Source organism: Rhodococcus sp. MH15 (genome assembly GCF_019266045.1).
In the GTDB taxonomy this organism is placed as follows: Bacteria; Actinomycetota; Actinomycetes; order Mycobacteriales; family Mycobacteriaceae; genus Rhodococcus_F; species Rhodococcus_F qingshengii.
The window spans coordinates 707,924-724,875 of sequence record NZ_LPNP01000061.1; the positions used below are offsets into that span (position 1 = coordinate 707,924).

Annotated in this window: 17 protein-coding genes; 11 read left to right on the forward strand and 6 right to left on the reverse strand. The window is 61.3% G+C overall.

The annotated features are described in order from the left end of the window. Positions 1–6 precede the first annotated feature (6 nt). The gene (gene map, locus ATN37_RS11230) at positions 7–864 is read right to left on the reverse strand and encodes a type I methionyl aminopeptidase (protein ID WP_007734970.1); all 858 of its coding nucleotides are present in this window, start codon (positions 862–864) and stop codon (positions 7–9) included. Between the two features lie 29 nt (positions 865–893). After that, positions 894–1,613, reverse strand: a complete 720-nt coding sequence (locus ATN37_RS11235; RefSeq protein WP_218695133.1) for a transglutaminase domain-containing protein — start codon at positions 1,611–1,613, stop codon at positions 894–896. A 53-nt stretch (positions 1,614–1,666) separates the two neighbouring features. Here ATN37_RS11235 and ATN37_RS11240 point away from each other — a divergent pair, with 53 nt between their 5' ends. From ATN37_RS11240 to ATN37_RS11255, 4 genes are all read left to right on the forward strand, one after another. Beyond that, on the forward strand, positions 1,667–2,017 hold the full coding sequence (locus ATN37_RS11240; protein ID WP_003942817.1) for a multidrug efflux SMR transporter: 351 nt from the start codon (positions 1,667–1,669) through the stop codon (positions 2,015–2,017). Continuing rightward, positions 2,014–2,340 carry a multidrug efflux SMR transporter gene (locus tag ATN37_RS11245; RefSeq protein ID WP_003942819.1) on the forward strand — a complete coding sequence of 109 codons (327 nt, stop codon included), beginning with the start codon at positions 2,014–2,016 and terminating at the stop codon, positions 2,338–2,340. The genes ATN37_RS11240 and ATN37_RS11245 overlap by 4 nt, the downstream gene beginning before the upstream one ends. A 55-nt stretch (positions 2,341–2,395) precedes the next feature. Next, on the forward strand, positions 2,396–3,232 hold the full coding sequence (locus tag ATN37_RS11250) for an AraC family transcriptional regulator (protein ID WP_030535637.1): 837 nt from the start codon (positions 2,396–2,398) through the stop codon (positions 3,230–3,232). A 142-nt stretch (positions 3,233–3,374) separates the two neighbouring features. Further along, the gene (locus ATN37_RS11255; protein WP_223304443.1) at positions 3,375–4,451 is read left to right on the forward strand and encodes an iron-siderophore ABC transporter substrate-binding protein; all 1,077 of its coding nucleotides are present in this window, start codon (positions 3,375–3,377) and stop codon (positions 4,449–4,451) included. Between the two features lie 17 nt (positions 4,452–4,468). Here the strand turns inward: ATN37_RS11255 and ATN37_RS11260 are convergent, their stop codons facing one another. Next, positions 4,469–5,062: a GNAT family N-acetyltransferase gene (locus ATN37_RS11260; protein ID WP_050656477.1), complete on the reverse strand. Its 594-nt coding sequence runs from the start codon at positions 5,060–5,062 to the stop codon at positions 4,469–4,471. A gap of 162 nt (positions 5,063–5,224) precedes the next feature. Between ATN37_RS11260 and ATN37_RS11265 the strand changes: the two genes are divergently transcribed. Together ATN37_RS11265 and ATN37_RS11270 are read left to right on the forward strand one after the other, a co-directional pair. Continuing rightward, positions 5,225–5,623 (forward strand): hypothetical protein, encoded by a 399-nt coding sequence (locus ATN37_RS11265; RefSeq protein WP_007734954.1) that lies wholly within the window; start codon positions 5,225–5,227, stop codon positions 5,621–5,623. Between the two features lie 75 nt (positions 5,624–5,698). After that, on the forward strand, positions 5,699–7,144 hold the full coding sequence (locus ATN37_RS11270) for a hypothetical protein (protein ID WP_054825512.1): 1,446 nt from the start codon (positions 5,699–5,701) through the stop codon (positions 7,142–7,144). On the opposite strand, the gene ATN37_RS11275 is transcribed toward ATN37_RS11270, so the two are convergent. Further along, on the reverse strand, positions 7,122–7,499 hold the full coding sequence (locus ATN37_RS11275; RefSeq protein WP_003942794.1) for an SHOCT domain-containing protein: 378 nt from the start codon (positions 7,497–7,499) through the stop codon (positions 7,122–7,124). The two genes, ATN37_RS11270 and ATN37_RS11275, sit on opposite strands and share 23 nt — an antisense overlap. Before the next feature lie 133 nt (positions 7,500–7,632). Beyond that, positions 7,633–7,884 carry a three-helix bundle dimerization domain-containing protein gene (locus ATN37_RS11280; protein WP_007734945.1) on the reverse strand — a complete coding sequence of 84 codons (252 nt, stop codon included), beginning with the start codon at positions 7,882–7,884 and terminating at the stop codon, positions 7,633–7,635. A 191-nt stretch (positions 7,885–8,075) separates the two neighbouring features. Between ATN37_RS11280 and ppk2 the strand changes: the two genes are divergently transcribed. Genes ppk2 through ATN37_RS11300 form a run of 4 tightly spaced genes read left to right on the forward strand, consistent with a single transcriptional unit; the run spans position 8,076 to position 14,401 of the window. Then, positions 8,076–8,906, forward strand: a complete 831-nt coding sequence (gene ppk2 / locus ATN37_RS11285; protein WP_228402274.1) for a polyphosphate kinase 2 — start codon at positions 8,076–8,078, stop codon at positions 8,904–8,906. A 27-nt stretch (positions 8,907–8,933) separates the two neighbouring features. Next, complete coding sequence (locus ATN37_RS11290; protein ID WP_218695135.1) at positions 8,934–11,675, forward strand: cation-transporting P-type ATPase; 2,742 nt, start codon at positions 8,934–8,936, stop codon at positions 11,673–11,675. 17 nt (positions 11,676–11,692) lie between these two features. Then, positions 11,693–13,387: a SulP family inorganic anion transporter gene (locus ATN37_RS11295; protein WP_218695137.1), complete on the forward strand. Its 1,695-nt coding sequence runs from the start codon at positions 11,693–11,695 to the stop codon at positions 13,385–13,387. Between the two features lie 48 nt (positions 13,388–13,435). After that, entirely contained in the window at positions 13,436–14,401 is a 966-nt protein-coding gene (locus tag ATN37_RS11300; protein ID WP_218695139.1) for an endonuclease/exonuclease/phosphatase family protein, read from the forward strand. 36 nt (positions 14,402–14,437) lie between these two features. Here the strand turns inward: ATN37_RS11300 and ATN37_RS11305 are convergent, their stop codons facing one another. After that, positions 14,438–15,436 (reverse strand): Lrp/AsnC family transcriptional regulator, encoded by a 999-nt coding sequence (locus ATN37_RS11305; protein ID WP_228232586.1) that lies wholly within the window; start codon positions 15,434–15,436, stop codon positions 14,438–14,440. 136 nt (positions 15,437–15,572) lie between these two features. Between ATN37_RS11305 and ATN37_RS11310 the strand changes: the two genes are divergently transcribed. Further along, positions 15,573–16,916: a DUF3100 domain-containing protein gene (locus ATN37_RS11310; protein WP_003942681.1), complete on the forward strand. Its 1,344-nt coding sequence runs from the start codon at positions 15,573–15,575 to the stop codon at positions 16,914–16,916. Positions 16,917–16,952 lie beyond the last annotated feature (36 nt).

Sequence of the window (16,952 nt, forward strand, 5' to 3'; positions counted from 1 at the left end):
CCGAACTCAAGGCAGGGTGAGAATCTCTGCACCGGTCTCGGTGACCACCAAGGTGTGCTCGAACTGCGCCGTCCACTTACGGTCCTTGGTGACGACGGTCCAACCGTCCTCCCAGATCTCGTAGTCGATACCACCGAGGTTGATCATCGGTTCGATCGTGAAGACCATGCCCGGTTCGATGATCGTCTCGACCGCGGGCTCGTCGTAGTGCAGGATCACGAGGCCGTTGTGGAAGGTCTCGCCGATTCCGTGTCCGGTGAAGTCCCGGACGACGCCGTACCCGAACCGATGGGCGTAGGACTCGATGACACGTCCGATCACGTTGAGCGCGCGGCCGGGCTTGACGGCTTTGATGGCCCGCATCGTTGCCTCGTGTGTGCGCTCGACGAGCAAGCGGTTCTCTTCGGACACGTCACCGGCGAGGAATGTCGCATTGGTGTCGCCGTGTACCCCGTTGATGTACGCGGTGACGTCGATATTGACGATGTCGCCGTCCTGGATCACAGTCGAGTCGGGGATTCCGTGGCAGATCACCTCGTTGAGAGACGTGCAGCACGACTTGGGAAAGCTTTTGTAGCCCAACGTCGACGGGTATGCACCGTGGTCGAGCATGAACTCGTGTGCGATGCGGTCGAGTTCGTCGGTCGTGACACCGGGAGCGACAGCCTTGCCGGCTTCCTGCAGCGCGCCTGCAGCGATCTTGCTGGCGATGCGCATCGCCTCGATCGTTTCCGGCGTCTGAACCCAGGGCTCGTTGCCCTCTTTGGCGGTCGGCTTCCACGCGTACTCGGGCCGCTCGATCTTCGAGGGCACAGCGAGGACGGGAGAGACGGTTCCAGGGACCAATGGGGTACGCACAGACATGCAGAACAGCCTAGACCTCGCGTCGCGCGTCAGCCGGATGCACTCCAGTTCCGGAAAACCGGGTCGACGAGAATTCTGACGGGGGTCGACATCGTCTGTCCGAATTCCTCGAAGAGCACGTCGCGAGATTCGAAGGTGCCCAGATCGCGGTCGACGAATTCGGAGAAGTCCAAGCAATCACACGAAACAGACTTGCCCCAACTGATCGGAGCGCGTCCGATCGCGTCGAACAGTGTCTCCTTGCCGGTATTCGTGAACGGTTCGAGCGCTGAGACCACCGCAGGTGAAACGATCTCGGAGATGTCCTGCCAGCGTCCGTCGACCAGAAATTCCGGCCACGCCAGCAGCACTGACTTCGGAATCACCGCATGTAGACGCCGAAATCTCGGGTACCAGAATTCCCCGCGTAGTACGAGACCGCGTACTCGGGTGGCGATACCTCGGCGGCGAGCCAACGCTTCGACGATAGCCAGTCTCTGACTGCAGGATCCGCGCTCTCGACTCAATGTCACCGAGACGGGTTGCCGGTCGTCGAGGCCGTACACCGGCCGAATATTTGCAGCGACGCTGCGATGCGCCGACACCAGGAACTCCTGCGCCGACTGGATCGCACCTTCTGCAATGTCCTCGTAGAGGCGGGCCACGTCGTCGTGGCCCCAGTCGAGGATCGGAGTTGCGGCCACATCGCCACCCGACGCGTCGTGGCGGATGTCACCTTTGCGGATTCCACCGAGCAGTACGCACGTCATGTCTCAACCGTAGTGCGCGACCGGAATCGGTGGAGCCTGACAGAATCCCAACCGTGAAGAAATGGCTGTTGTTGATCACCGCGATCCTTACCGAGGTGTCTGCGACGCTGTCGTTGCGCGCCGCCCTCGATCACCCGGCTTGGTACATCGTGGTCGTCGGCGGATATCTCGCAGCATTCACCGCCTTGTCGTTCGTCCTGCGGGAGGGCATGGGACTCGGTGTTGCATACGGAATCTGGGGCGCAACCGGAGTTGTCCTGACCGCAGTATTCGCAACGGCCCTTTTCGGAGATCCTCTGACGGCCACCATGGGCGTCGGGATTGCACTGGTCATCGGCGGAGTGCTGTGCGTCGAACTCGGCTCTCAGGCTGCCGCCGACAGCGGGCCGGCGGACCCAGCATGACCTTCGTATTTCTGATCGCTGCAATTATTTCCGAGGTCACCGCGACGTTGTCACTACGGATGGCGTCGCAGGACGGCAGCGACAAACGATGGCTCGCGGTTGTCACCGTGGGGTATCTCGCCGCTTTCGCCTTCCTGACCCTCGCGCTCGACGCGGGCCTCACCATCGGCGTCGCATACGGAATCTGGACCGCATGTGGAGTGGCGTTGACGGCAATCGCATCCCGCATTCTCTTTCGCGAACCGCTGACCAGGCTCATGATGGTCGGGATCGGCCTCATCGCGGCAGGCGTGCTTCTCATCGAACTCGGTGCGAGTCACTGATCGCTGCACACATCAGTGTAAGGTTTACCTAACTTTGCTCTGGAGGTAGTCCACGGTGCTGATCCCTGCCCTTCGTGAAATCGCCGACGGTCCACAGCTGGACGACGATTCCCACTTACGGGAATCCGACCGCCACACTCCGATGGCGCGCGCCGTCCCGGCGCCGTTCCAACTCACGACGTACATCGTCGAGACCGACCACATCACCCGGTGGCCAGAGCACGCTCACGTCGAGCACGAACTGATCTGGTCCGACCGCGGTGTCGTCAACATGATCATCGACAATCAACTCTGGACCGTCACGCCCGGCGTCGGCCTGTGGATCCCCCGCGGGGTCCTCCACGAAGGTCAGGCAAATCCCCACGTCGCATTCCGCGCCACGCTCTTCACCCCCGAGCTGTGGACTCCCGCCTGGAACGAACCGTGCATCGTGACACTGAGTGAGGCAGCCCGGGCACTGCTGATACACCTCGCCCACACCGGAATGCCTGCAGAACAACGCCTTCGGGCACAGCAGGTTTGTGTCGATCTCCTCACCCCGGCATCGGCACCTCACTTCGACGTACCGATCCCCCGAGATCCGCGGCTACGGATGCTCGTCGACAAAGTGCTGTCGGATCCCGCCGACGATCGATCACTCGATCAGTGGGCTCACGTTCTCAATCTCAGCCGACGTACGGTCACCCGGATTTTTGCCGCGGAACTCGCCTTGAGCTTTGCGCAGTGGCGCACTCTGGTTCGTATGAGCACGGCCCTCGGCATGCTCGGGACCGGAATGAGTGTGAACGCCGTCAGCCGCCGTGTCGGTTACGGGACGTCGAGTTCCTTCATCGCCGCTTTTCGCAAGACGGTCGGCTACACCCCCGGCAATGCGCTCGCCGCTGTCAACTGACTCGAGCCTGACCTGTTGTCGACATCGGCTGGCCCCTTCGCTACACGCACGCGCCCTACATTCACTTAGGTAAGCCTGCTCTCATGCGCGTACTGCGCTGAGTCGTGCAAGCACTTCCCTGATCAATCCCGAGGAGTTTCGCGTGTTCAGATCTGCCCGTCAGAGAATTCGTCCCCAGCGGAGGCGACGAATCGTTGTTGCGCTCATGCTGGCGGCGGCACTGCCTCTGACCGCCTGCACACAGTCGTCATCGGACGCCCAGGAAAACAATTCATCGGCATCCGCCGTCGAGGACGGCGCCTATCCCGTGACGATCAAGCACGCTTTCGGCGGGACCACCATCGACAAGGAGCCGACACGGATCCTCACCCTCGATTCCGCAGCGGCAGACACGGTCATCGCCCTGGGTGTCACTCCGATCGCGATGCAGAAGGACTCTTGGGCCGGCGACGCCGACGGGTTCCTGCCGTGGACCCGCGCCGAACTCGAAAAGTCGGGCCAGACGCTGCCCACGCCTGCGCCGTACTACTCTGACAGCGGCGAGCTACTGTTCGAGCAGATTCTCAATGCCGCGCCTGATCTGATTCTTGCCCCGTACTCGGGCTTCTCCGAGCAGGATTACCAGCGCCTGAGCTCGATCGCCCCGACCCTCCCGTACGACACCAAGCCGTATCAGCCCAGCTCGTGGCAAAACCTCGCCACCGATGTCGGCAAGGCACTCGGGCGTCCCGCTCAGACCGCGGCGCTGATCAAGTCGGTTGAGGAATCGGTCCAGGAATCGAAGGCGAGTCATCCCGAATTCAACGGAGTCACTTTCGCCTTCGGTTCCTACATCCGTGAAGGAGAAACCGAAACCGCCATCTACGGTCCGGACGATCCGCGCGTCAAGTTTGTCGAAAACCTCGGGCTCACAGTCGCTCCCGACGTGGTGAACGGCGCCAAGAACTTTGCCGGCGACTCGTTCCTTTTCGGCATCAGTATGGAAAAGCTCGACACGATCGACACCGACGTGTATCTCGGTTGGGCAAGCGATCAGTCGGAAGTCGACAGCACATTGGCCAACACTCTGTTCTCGCGGTGGCCGGTCATCGCCAACGGCAAGGACCTGTGGATCACCGACAATCGCCTGACTGCGGCGACAATGTACGTCAGCCTTCTGAGTGTTCCGTGGGCGACCGACGAACTCGTGCCACAGTTGACCGAACTGGTCGCAAAATAGCAGCCCGCTCGGTCTGATCAAGCAACTGAAGGCCACTCACCGCGAAGTGTCGCGAAAACCACGGTGTCGGTCCACTCGTTCTTGATCCACGCGTTCTGCCGAAAATGTCCCTCTCGCCTCATACCGATCCGCTGCGCGAGTCGCGCCGAGGATTCGTTTCTCGAATCCATTCGCGCGACCACGCGGCGCAATCGGGGTGTCGCGAACGCGAGGTCGATCAGAGCGGTCACTGCTTCCGTCGCGAATCCTCGGCCGCCGAACTCGGGCGAAAATGCCCACCCGAGTTCGGCGGTGTGCTCGACTTCGGCTGTGCAATCAGATTCTTCGACTCGCCAAGCACTCACGCTTCCGACAACCCGGCCCCCGTACTCGACAACAAGTGCCACCGCGCCCGATGCCAGGTCGCGGCGAGACATTCTGGTCTGCACGGCCTCTCGAGCCTCCGCGAGACTCCAGGGTTCGTTGAGCAAATACCGGCATACGTCGCTGCGCCCGTAGAAGGTGAGAAGATCCCGGTGATCGCCTGGGCGGTAGGTACGGAGCACCAGCCGGTCCGTCCGGATCACACCCGGTGCAGGCCTCATCGCCACACCTACGTCCGCCATATCCATGCCGTCACGGTAGGTTCTTTCGAATTCGTAGGCGAATGAATATCGCAATGCTGTGCAGCGCTCAATGTTTGATTTGCCCTCCGACGGGCTACTTCACCACCGTAAAAGGTCGGGACAGGGAAATATGCCAGGCTATTTCGCGCTTGAAATCTAGGGGCGGTCATGTCCGAGGATTCACTGGTAAAGCAGGGTGTGGCAAAAGGAAGCGCGCTGGGCGGAGCCGTTCTCCTCATCACAGTCGGCGTGCTCGAAATCCTCCAAGGCATCTCGGCGATATCGGAGGACGACGTGACAGTCGTCGGCCCGGAATACACGTACCAATTCGACCTCACTTCGTGGGGATGGATCCACCTCGTACTCGGTGTGCTCGTCACCGCTGTCGGAATCATGCTCTTCACCGGCGCGACGTGGGCACGGGTAGGCGCGATAGTCATCTGTTCTCTGTCGATCCTCGCGAATTTCCTGTGGCTACCCCACTCGCCGTGGTGGTCGATCATCATCATCGCGCTCGACGTATTCGTCATCTGGGCCGTCGCGACCTGGAATCCCGAGGTCATCTGAGGTCACCCGCCGAATCATCTTCGCAGTTCAGCATTTCAACTGTGCGCCAGTAGTTTCCGTCCCGGGAGGACCATCATGGCAAACGGCACGAGCGACGGACCACTCCAGGAGGACGAACGTGCCGAACTAGCCCGGTTGCGCGAAGAGGTAGCAACACTTCGCGAGCAGACTCCCAGCGCCCGCGAAACGACCGTCGAGAAAGTCTCCCGACCACCTCGACATGGGCTGCGGTGGACGGCGGTGACAATCCTGCTGGTGCTGGTCGCACTGCTCGCAGTCTTGTCGGTAACCACCCGCTTCGTACGTAGTCAGATCCTCGACACGGACCGCTACGTCAGCACGGTAGCGCCACTGGGTGAGAATCCAGCCGTGCAAGCGGAGATCACGAATCAAGTCACGGACGAGATCTTCGATCGCGTCGACGTCGAAGGGCTCACCACCGAGGCACTCACAGCATTGACGGACGTGTCGAATCTCGAAGCCAACGCCCCTCGCGTGGACCAGGCGTTGGTGGGTTTGGCACCGGTGATCGCCGGCCAGGCGAAGAGTTTCGTCCACGACACAGTGGCCTCGCTCGTTCGGACGCAGCAGTTCGAAGACCTTTGGATTCAGGCGAACCGAGCGGCGCACAACTCCCTCGTCGCCGTCATGACCGGAAACTACGGACCCGACTCGGTCGAGGTCGACCAGAGCGGAACGGTCAGCATTTCACTGAGCACGATCATCGACCGGGTGAAAACGGCGCTGACCGACCGCGGCTTCGCTTTCGCAGACAAAATCCCGTCCGTGGACAAGGAGTTTGTTCTCTTCCAGTCCCCCGAGCTGGTGAAGGCGCAGCGAGCCGTCTCGGCACTCGACAAGGTCTCGGCGGTGCTGCCGTGGTTGGGAATCGCTTGCGCAGCAGCCGCTGTCGCCGTTGCGCCAACCGGTCGCAGGCTTCGTACGCTGTCCCTGGTCGGTCTGTCGATTGCGTTGGGAATGCTTGTTCTTGCCATCGGAATTCTGATCGGACGTGCAATCTACCTCGACAGTGTCCCTACCGATATCCTCTCGCCAGACGCCGCCACCGCTGTCATCGACACAGTTCTGGTTCCGCTTCGGACGAGCCTTCGCGCGGTTGCGGTCCTCGGTGTGGTGGTGGGGCTCGGCGCCTACCTGATCGGTGGGTCGTCGTCGGCGATCGCCGTTCGTCGAGGCTACGGGCAGGCGTTGGACTTCGTCCGGCATTCTGCAAGCGGCCGAACGCCGAATCAGGTGGAGCGGTGGGCCAATCAGCTTCGTGTCCCACTGCGCTGTGCCATCATCGGCATCGCCGCACTGTTGCTGCTCTTCTGGCGCTACCCCACCGGATTGGTCGTTGGTTGGATCGTCGTCATTGCGCTCGTTGCTCTCGTCGCACTGGAAGTATTGGTTCGTCCCGCACGCGCCGCCGCGCAGGACGCCGCGCCTGACGACGGCGGAACCGACGACGCCAGGCCCGGGGCAGAAGATACGAAAACTACGCCAGCGCCTTTGCCTTGATGGCCTGGAATTCCTCTTCGTTGATCGCGCCTGAGTCGAGAAGCTCTCTGGCGTCGGCGATCTGCTGAGTCGGCGATTTCCCGGCGACCTTTCGAATGTAATCACTCTGCGCGTGTATGTGCTGTTGAGCGGCTTCCATCGACCGCCTCGTCATTCCGTCATTCTTGACGACCACGTAGATCATCGCGGACAGGAATGGAATGACGAAGAGGAATATCATCCACAACGCCTTGGCCCAGCCTGAAGTCTCGTGATCACGGAACAAGTCGGTGATGATCGAGAACAACACGCTCAAGTACGCCACAAAGGCAAAGCAGACGAAGATGAACCAGAAGAATTCCCAGAAGCCTTCCATGTCAACGCTCCCTGTACTCGGTTTTACACATCAGGAGTTCGGGAGGCTGACGTTCCGCGCCTGAGCTCCTGCATTCGGCCAGAACTCCCTGGTCCAAGGTCATTTCAGTATGCGCCGACGATCCCCGTTCCGGCTACAGCTCGAGAGAGTTCAGACTCGCCGACCGCTCATCCATTATCGGAATCACGATTCTCCGATCCGAGATCTCTTGTCTGGCCGCCTTTTCGACCAGAAGAGGCACGAAGTCGCGGATCCGACATCCCGCAAAACGCTGGTGAATTGTTCGCACTCTGTTTTCGATCTCCGGTGGAGGAACGGCGGGATAGCGGGAAATCAGGCGAGTGATCACCCGCTCGACGTGGAGCAACTCTTCGTCGCCAGTCATCCACTAATGGTCGTCCGTCCAGCCGAGCACGTCAAGACTCGGAAAGGGTTCGAAAACAACACGATTCGGGTCTCGATTGCGAAGAGAATAGGTTCACCGAATATGGGGCATACACATAAGGGCGGACGGTTCCCCGCGCGCTCGCGTTGCGCTCATGATGCCAGGGAGTGGAAGTGGGAAAGAACGCTCGGATTCTTCACGACGACACCCCGTCGACCCTTACCGACGACGCGCCGCCCGTGGCAGAAAAGCCGATGAAGAACAAGGTGTACCGCCGCAAACTCAAGCCGTTGCACGGCGAACTCGTGGCTTTGCAGGAGTGGGTCAAATCGTCTGGAGCCAAGGTCTGCATCGTATTCGAAGGTCGAGATACCGCGGGGAAGGGCGGTGTCATCAAAGCCATCACCGAGCGAGTGAGTCCGCGAGTGTTCCGGGTCGTTGCGTTACCCGCCCCGACCGAGCGAGAGCATTCGCAGATGTACGTCCAGCGCTACGTCCCGCATCTTCCGGCTGCCGGTGAGATCGTCATCTTCGACCGAAGTTGGTACAACCGTGCCGGTGTAGAACGAGTAATGGGCTTTTGCACCGAAGAACAAGCACATCAATTTCTCCAGCTCATTCCGACCGTCGAACGCGCGATCGTCGAATCGGGAGTCATTCTGCTCAAGTACTGGCTCGAGGTCAGCGAAGAACAGCAGCTCTTACGTCTGCAGAGCCGGATCGACGACCCTCGAAAGATCTGGAAGCTGTCGAATCTCGATCTGAAGTCGTTCAGTCATTGGTACGACTACTCGCGTGCCCGCGACGAGATGTTTCGCTTCACCGACACTGGCTGGGCGCCATGGTATGTCGCAAACAACAATGACAAGAAACGCGGACGACTCAACATCATCAGCCACATTCTGAGTCAGATCCCCTACGAGCCCGTGCAATCCACGGACATCACCCTGCCGAAACGGCAGAAGGCTCACGGCTACCAGACGCCCAAACAACCGCTGCACTGGATTCCGACCCGGTATTGACGATCGCCAAGGAAAGGATGTGCGGTCATGAGCCCCACGCCGTGGCATGCGCAGAGTGGCGAATCAGTCGTGTCCGTACTGCAGTCGGACCCGGAGCGCGGACTGCAGTCGGATGAGGCCGACCAACGGCGACGACGCTACGGGTCGAACGAAATCACCTCGACGCCACCGCCGTCGACGTGGTCGATCGCGCTGTTGCAGCTGAAAGATCCGATGAACTTGATGCTCGTCGCCGTGGCCGCGGTCAGCATCGCCATCGGTGAAGTGCCGACAGCAATCGTGGTGGCGGTGCTCGTCGTGCTCAACATCGTCCTCGGAACTCGACAGGAGTTGAAGGCACGGGCGAGCGTCGACGCCCTCGCCAAGATGCAGACGCCCCAAGCACGGGTCATTCGTGACGGGAACCTGATACAACTCGACGCTACCGAACTGGTGCCGGGTGACATCGTCCAAGTCGAGGCAGGAGACATCATCGCTGCCGACGGACGGTTGCTCGCCACCACCACCCTGGAGACACAGGAAGCCGCATTGACCGGGGAAAGCGCGCCGATACCGAAGGACCCGAATACGCTGAACAACGAGGATATTCCGCTCGGAGACCGCAGCAATCTGGTCTTCCAGAACACCTCGGTCACCCGCGGCACGGCGACCATGGTGGTCACCGAGACCGGGATGCAGACGCAGATAGGCCGGATCGCGTCGATGTTGTCGGCGGTCGCCCCTGGCAAGTCGCCACTTCAACGTGAATTGGACTCTCTCACTAAACTTCTCGGAATCATCGCGTGGACGGCAGTGATCGTCATCGTCGTCATCGGGCTCATTCGTGGGCAGGATCTGACTACGCTTCTGCTCCTTGGTATCGCAATGGGAGTGTCCGCGATTCCGACCGGCCTGCCAACATTCGTCCAGGCGATGCTGGCCTACGGTGCCCGTCAACTGGCCGACGCCAAGGCCGTCGTGAAGAACCTGACCGACGTCGAAACACTCGGCGCGACCAGTGCAATCAACTCGGACAAGACCGGCACGCTGACCATGAACCAGATGACCGTCCGATCGCTGTACGTCCACGGCCGTTGGTACACGGTCGAGGGCGAAGGCTATGCCAAAGCGGGAAGGATAACGCAGGTTGCCGGCGAGGCGCCGCCCGACTTCACCCTTCTCGCATACGGACTGTGTCTCGACAGCGATGCCACGGTTTCCGATTCCGGGGAAGTTGTCGGCGACCCGACCGAGGCCGCGCTCGTGGTGCTCGCGGCAAAGATCGGTGCCGACGCCCCACTGACCAGACGGACCTACCCGCGGGTGGCAACGGTTCCGTTCGATTCCGCGTACAAGTTCATGGCCACGTACCACCACCTCGAAGTCGACGGCGAAAGCCAGTTCGTCGGATTGGTCAAAGGCGGACCCGATGTCGTCCTCGCTCGGTGTTCTTCGGCCTTCCTCCCCGGCCGCCGACCGGTACCGATCGAGGAAGTCCGAGAGGAACTCACGGCCGCCAATCAGTCGATGTCCGAAAAGGGTCTTCGGGTGCTTGCATTCGCTGTGAGGCGACTCGACGGACGGGAAGACGCTGTCGTGGCCGACCCCATGTCCTGCGTCGAGGACCTGACGTTTGTCGGCATGGCAGGCATCATCGACCCGCTACGCCCGGAGGCGGTCGATTCGGTGCGCACCGCACACCGGGCCGGCATCGAGGTCCGCATGATCACCGGCGACCATGCCATCACCGCCGCAGCGATCGGTGCCGAACTCGGACTCGGCCCGGGCTCGGTGGGCGGAGGCGAGTTGCAAGCGATGACCGATGAAGAACTGTCGACCGCGTTGCCGAACCTGCACGTGTTCGGCCGCGTCACTCCGCAGGACAAACTTCGCTTGGTCGATGTCATGCAGAGCGGTGGCGCCGTCGTCGCGATGACCGGAGACGCGGTCAACGACGCCGCCGCGTTGAAGAAGGCAGACATCGGCGTCGCCATGGGCTCGGGCAGTGAGGTGACCAAACAGGCGGGCAAGATGGTGCTCACCGACGACAACTTCGGTACCCTCATCACCGCGATCACTTTGGGCCGCAACATCTACGGAAAAATCGTCTCATACATCCGGTACCAGATGTCGAAACTCTTCTCCTTGGTTCTCCTCTTCCTCGCTGCGAGCATCTTCAACATCAACGAGGGTGTGGCACTGACGCCACTGATGGTGCTGTTCCAGCACTTCTTCATCACACTGTTCCCCGTCGCCGTGATCATGCTCGACCCGCCGCCACCGGATCTGATGAACAAGCCTCCGCGCGATCCCAAGATGCCGATCGCACATCGAAGCGCAGTCGCTCAGTGGCTCGCGTACGGTGTCCTGCAATTTGCCGTGACACTCGCGGCGATGCTTCTCGCACCCGGTGAAATGAGTACTTCCGAGGCGAATGTTCCCATGACCACAGCATTCGTAGTGCTCTCTCTCGGTTCGATTCTCGCGGGGCTGACTATACGGCGTGATCCCGAGTCCGGCGTGGTTCCACCGGTGCTCGGTGCCATCAAGATCTTGACGATCCCCACGGTCGTGACCGTATTCGCCGTCGAGGCGGGCGTCCTCCAGGACCTCCTCATGACAACCTCACTGACCGGCGCCCAGTGGCTCGCCTGCCTGGGTTGGTCGCTGATCATCCCGGTTGTCGTCGAGTTGGACAAGGCAATTCGACGCCGCCGCCTCGCACAGGCACCTGCGCCCCTCCCTGCGACCACCGCGGTTGCCCCCGAGCGCGCCCGTTCGCTCCACTGAGGGAGGACAATCAAACGATGATGTGGGCGGAGAGTCTAGGTCGGCTACCGGGCGTCGCGACTGCCCGTGGGTATCGCCGCGAGTGGTTGCGAACAGACGTCACTGCCGGACTCGTCTTGACTGCCCTGCTCATCCCGGCAGGCATGGGCTACGCCGAGGCCGCCGGGTTGCCTGCGTACGCCGGGCTGTACGCCACCATCGTGCCTTTGCTCGCGTACGCGGTAGTCGGGCCCTCGAAAATCCTTGTACTCGGACCTGATTCGTCACTGGCGCCGCTGATTGCCGCCGCGGTCATACCGCTGGCAGTGGTCGGCGATTCGGAGAATGCGCTTGCACTAGCCGGTGTTCTCGCCATTCTTGTCGGACTCATCCTCGTGATCGGCGGATTCCTTCGTCTCGGCTTCGTGACCGAACTCCTCTCGAAACCGATCCGTCTCGGCTACCTCAATGCCATTGCACTCGTCGTCGTAGTTGGTCAGATTCCCAAGCTGCTCGGATTCTCCGTCGACGCGTCCGGTCTACTCGGTGAAATCGGCGGGATCTCAAAGGCCCTGGTGGGTGGCGACGTCGACCCCCTCGCTGCCGCCATCGGTGTCGGTTCGCTAGTCGTCATAGTCGCCTTCCGGCTCTGGGTACCTGTTGTTCCCGGCGTTCTGGTGGCCGTTGTCGCGGCCATAGTCTTGTCCGCTGCCGCCGGTCTCACCGATGACATCGGCATGGTCGGCGCACTGCCGGAAGGACTCCCCATCCCTTCCGTCGGTGGAGTCACGTGGCAGGACGTCGGCCATCTGATCGGGCCCGCCGCCGGTATCGCATTGATTGCCTTCGCCGACACCGGCGTTCTCTCGCGCACCTTCGCCGCCCGCCACGGCGAGGACGTGAACGGCAGTACCGAAATGAAGGCGATCGGTGTCGCGAACGTGGCCGGCGGACTGTTCGGCGGGTTCCCGATCTCGGCGAGCGGGTCACGAACTCCGGTAGCCGAACAGAGTGGGGCGCACACACAATTGGCCGGCGTCGTCGGGGCGCTCGCGGTCCTGGTGTTCGTCCTCGTCGCTCCCGGACTCACGGCATATCTGCCCGATGCAACACTGGCCGCCGTCGTCATCGTCGCCGCGTGTGCACTGATCGACGTGGGCGGCATGGTCCGCATGTGGCGCATGAGCACCGTGGAATTCGGCCTCGCCGTCGCGGCGTTTCTGGGCGTCGCCCTGGTCGGTGTGCTACAAGGCATCCTTGTAGCGATCGGACTGTCCTTCGCAGCGGTCATCGCGCAGGTATGGCAGCCACATCGAACCGAACTCGTCGAGACGGGCGAACCCGCCGGATTCCACGACATCGAACGCCATCCAGATGGGCATCGCATCCCCGGCCTGGTGTTGGTGAGGTTTGACGCGCCACTGTTTTTCGCGAACGGCGAGATCTTCGACGAGTACGTTCGCTCCGTCGTCGCCAAGGCGCCAGATCCGGTCGACTGGGTGGTTATAGCCGCCGAACCGATCACCGGACTCGATACAACGGCAGTCGACGAACTCGTCGATCTGGATACATTCCTCGAAGGCAAAGGAATTCGGTTGGCATTCGCAGAGATGAAAGGTCCGATCAAGGATCGACTCATCCGATTCGGAGTCGGGGATCGATTCGATTCGACGCACTTCTACCCGACCGTCGAAGCCGCCGTGAACGCATTCCGCACCCGAACCGGCGACTGACAAACGCCAGGCAGTCGGGAGCCGTGGCTGCATTGGGTACCGTTTGGTATGGGATTCACGACGGACAATGTTCCGGCACGCCGTATCGCTCAGGTCGCCGGCGTGGGCGGTATCGCCGTCGGCGTTGTCTCGCTGATCGCGTTGTACTCCACCAAGCCGATCAACCCGTTGATCGCCGTGGCCTCCTTCGTCCCGATACTGCTTGCGGTCACACTCGCAGCGTCCCTGATATGCCTGGTCTTTCGCCGCTGGATCCTGCTGGCGATCTCGGTGGTACTGATTGCGGTGGGCGCGTCGGTGATCAGTCCACTGTATGTGGCAAACAGTTCCGAAATCGACGGGCCGACTCTGCGCGTAATGCAAGCAAACCTTCTCTTCGGGCAGGCAGATCCCGCCAGTTTGACTGCGACGGTGCGCGAGAAGGCAGTCGACGTCCTGACGGTTCAGGAACTGACCACATCACTCGAAGGCTCTCTCAGAGATCAAGGACTCGAGCAACTGCTGCCGCATCACTACTTGGTACCGGACGAGGCCGGCGGGGGTGGCGCCGGTATTTACAGCCGTTATCCGCTGACGGACACTCGGGAATTGAACGGATTCGGACCGACCAATCTTGTTGCCGAAGTAGGCTTCTCGACTCCGTTCACCCTTCTGGCGGTTCACCCCGGACCGGCGTACGTGACCCCGCCCGACGTGTGGACTGCCGAGCTGAGCACTTTGCGAAACGCGCTCGACGCTGCTGCCGCCGAGGAAACCGTCATCGTCAGTGGCGACTTCAACACCACATTCACGCACAAGCAATTCCGTGACCTCCTCGATGTCGGCTACTCCGATGCCGCAGACCAATTGGGAGTAGGCATCGTGCGCACCTATCCGGCGGACAAGAAATTTCCCGCGATCGTCGGCATCGACCATGTACTTCTGCGGGGCGGTCAGGCGAAGTCACTCGAGCGGATCGAGATCGAAGGTTCCGATCACTTCGGCTTGATCGTAGACGTGGCGATCCCCAACTAGTCGGAGAGCACCCGACCCGAGCGAACGCGTTGCGGATCACCCGTGCTTCGGCATGCTTCGACCCGACACATCGATCGTCCGATGCAGGTGATGCGGCGTACGCAGGACGATCGACCGGTCCACCACGGATACGCCCGGAAACTGGTCGGCGAGATAACCTTCCAGACGCTGCACGTCGTCGATCGAGCGCAGCCACACCGCCAATGCGATGTCGTAGCTGCCGATCGTAGAAGCAACAAGCCTCGCCTCACGCAGGTGCGAAAGACGCTGAGCAATTGCCTCCTTTCGCCCGTCGAGACGTAAGAAGTACCAGGCGTAGACCGGCCAGCCGGAGTAGGGCCGAGCAATCTCCGTGCGGACGACCAGTCGCCCCGTCGACAGCTCGTGAGAAAGGAGCGCCCCAGCGCGAGCCGGCGTGACTCCGAGGGCCGCAGCGAGTGCCGAGACGGTGACACGTGGTTCGCGAGAAAGAATGTCGAACAGCTGCGACTGTTCCTCTTCGCCGGCGCGTACACCACGAATCTTTCCCGCCGGGGCCGACTCGAGCGCGGCAATTTCTTCCGCATCGAGAGCACGTAGACGCCAGTTCCTCGCGTCGGAGTTCGCCGAGGACACGATCTGAGTTCGCATCGCGGTGATCATCGGCAGGGATTGTGTTCGCTCCAACACGTACCTGGACAATTGATCGAGGTCAGTGCAGGTGAGCGTGACGAGCAGATCCCGATTGCCGGTTGTGAGATCGACTGTGAGAACTTCGGGATCGTGCGCGATCTGTTCGGCAACGCTCATGGTCTGTGCCGGTGCGCATTCGATCTCGAGAAGTGCGGTCGCCGACACGATGGGTCCACCACGGTACGCAGCGATCCACGCTATTCCTTGCGAGTGCAGACGCTCCCAACGCCTGGTCAGGGTGACCGGGTCGGAACCGATCGCGCGTGAAAGCTCGGACCACGACGCTCGCGGCCTGATCTGTAGTGCGTTCAACAGCCGAAGATCGTCGTCCTTGAGCATCTGATCCTGCACCGAGGACCTCACTTTCAAAAGAATGCTGCACCGAAACAGGATCGAAACGCGTCGATCCTAACTTCATCACATCAATAGTCCACCAAATCCTGAGCCTCGAGAACGCTTACATCTTGCGTTCGTTCGCCCCCTCGAGAAAGACACCGACATGACCGAAGCATTCCCTGTCTCGCATGACGATTCTCCGGTCAGCGATCAAACCGCGACGCAAAAAGTCGTTTTCGCCATGCGGTCGCCACGCCTGTGGATCGTGGTGACTCTGCTCCTCGGGCTTGCGGCAGGCGCGCAACTGATCGGCCCCGCAGTGATTCCCGTCGGCGCTGCCGCCATCACGATCCTGCCCATGGTGTGGGGACTGATTGCCGGCGGTGTCGTCTCGAGCCAGAAGTGGAAACCACTCGGCCTCGACCTTCAGGCTGCAGCCTCGGCAATCATGGGCCTGGCTGTTCTCTTGCTTTGTGCAAGGTTGTCTTTCACCATCGGCCCGAACATCCAATTGTTGTTCGAGGCGGGCCCCGCACTGCTACTGCAGGAATTGGGGCACTTGTTCGGCACTATCGCTCTCGCACTCCCGCTGGCGGTACTCCTTCGGATGGGGCCGGCCACCGTCGGAGCAACCTTCTCCATCGACCGCGAGGGCTCCTTCGCGATGGTCAGCGAACGCTACGGCCCCGATTCCGACCAGTACCGTGGAGTCCTGTCGATGTACGTTTTCGGCACTCTGTTCGGTGCCGTGCTGATCAGCCTGATTGCGTCACTGGCTACATCCTTCAACATCTTCGACCCCCTCGCATTGGCGATGGGTGCCGGCGTCGGATCCGGCTCGATGATGGCTGCCGCTGCCGCCAGCGTCGTTTCGGCGCACCCCGAGATGGCCGACCAGGTACTCGCCGTGGCGGCCACATCCAACATCATCACCGGCCTCCTCGGCGTGTATGTCGGCATGTATGTCGCACTCCCCCTTGCTGATCGAATCTACGGCGCCCTCACCAAGCGCTCGAAGACGACCAGCGAACGGAAAGCCGACACTGCCCCACGAGCGGTTGCGCCGAGCGTCACCGTGCCGCTGACCACGATCGTTCCGATTCTGTTCGTCGGTGGGGTCATCGTCTCCTCGATCGCAGCGGGTGGCGTATCTCGATCGATCATCGTCGGTTACTTGATCCTCACCGGATTGTTGCTCCTGGGCGTCGGCGTGGCCCGCCTGACCCGCGGCAAGATCGCGGCGATGATCGCAATCATCACCATCGGCGCCTTGGCGACAACACCGTGGTCCCCCATCGGTGATTTCGTCTCGAGCACCGTCGGGACTGTCGACTTTCTCTCGATCTGCACCCTCACCTTGACTGTCGCAGGTCTCAGCCTCGGCAAGGACCTTCCCTTGCTCAAGACGATCGGCTGGAAGATCGTGCCCGTCGGAATCGTCGCGATCCTCGCCTCTTACCTACTTTCCGTGGTCGTCGCGGAGTTCGCGCTGGGCCTCTGGCACTAGAACTGCACCCGAAAACGCTGAGAACCAAAGATGTTG

What these genes read in the sequence shown, in the direction of transcription:
- ATN37_RS11235 (WP_218695133.1), bottom strand. Translation starts at nt 1,613, where the DNA reads ATGACGTGCGTACTGCTCGGTGGAATCCGCAAAGGTGACATCCGCCAC.
- ATN37_RS11310 (WP_003942681.1), top strand. Translation starts at nt 15,573, where the DNA reads ATGACCGAAGCATTCCCTGTCTCGCATGACGATTCTCCGGTCAGCGAT.
- ATN37_RS11245 (WP_003942819.1), top strand. Translation starts at nt 2,014, where the DNA reads ATGACCTTCGTATTTCTGATCGCTGCAATTATTTCCGAGGTCACCGCG.
- ATN37_RS11270 (WP_054825512.1), top strand. Translation starts at nt 5,699, where the DNA reads ATGGCAAACGGCACGAGCGACGGACCACTCCAGGAGGACGAACGTGCC.
- ATN37_RS11295 (WP_218695137.1), top strand. Translation starts at nt 11,693, where the DNA reads ATGATGTGGGCGGAGAGTCTAGGTCGGCTACCGGGCGTCGCGACTGCC.
- ATN37_RS11275 (WP_003942794.1), bottom strand. Translation starts at nt 7,499, where the DNA reads ATGGAAGGCTTCTGGGAATTCTTCTGGTTCATCTTCGTCTGCTTTGCC.
- ATN37_RS11290 (WP_218695135.1), top strand. Translation starts at nt 8,934, where the DNA reads ATGAGCCCCACGCCGTGGCATGCGCAGAGTGGCGAATCAGTCGTGTCC.
- ATN37_RS11265 (WP_007734954.1), top strand. Translation starts at nt 5,225, where the DNA reads ATGTCCGAGGATTCACTGGTAAAGCAGGGTGTGGCAAAAGGAAGCGCG.
- ATN37_RS11260 (WP_050656477.1), bottom strand. Translation starts at nt 5,062, where the DNA reads ATGGATATGGCGGACGTAGGTGTGGCGATGAGGCCTGCACCGGGTGTG.
- ATN37_RS11280 (WP_007734945.1), bottom strand. Translation starts at nt 7,884, where the DNA reads ATGACTGGCGACGAAGAGTTGCTCCACGTCGAGCGGGTGATCACTCGC.
- ATN37_RS11300 (WP_218695139.1), top strand. Translation starts at nt 13,436, where the DNA reads ATGGGATTCACGACGGACAATGTTCCGGCACGCCGTATCGCTCAGGTC.
- map (WP_007734970.1), bottom strand. Translation starts at nt 864, where the DNA reads ATGTCTGTGCGTACCCCATTGGTCCCTGGAACCGTCTCTCCCGTCCTC.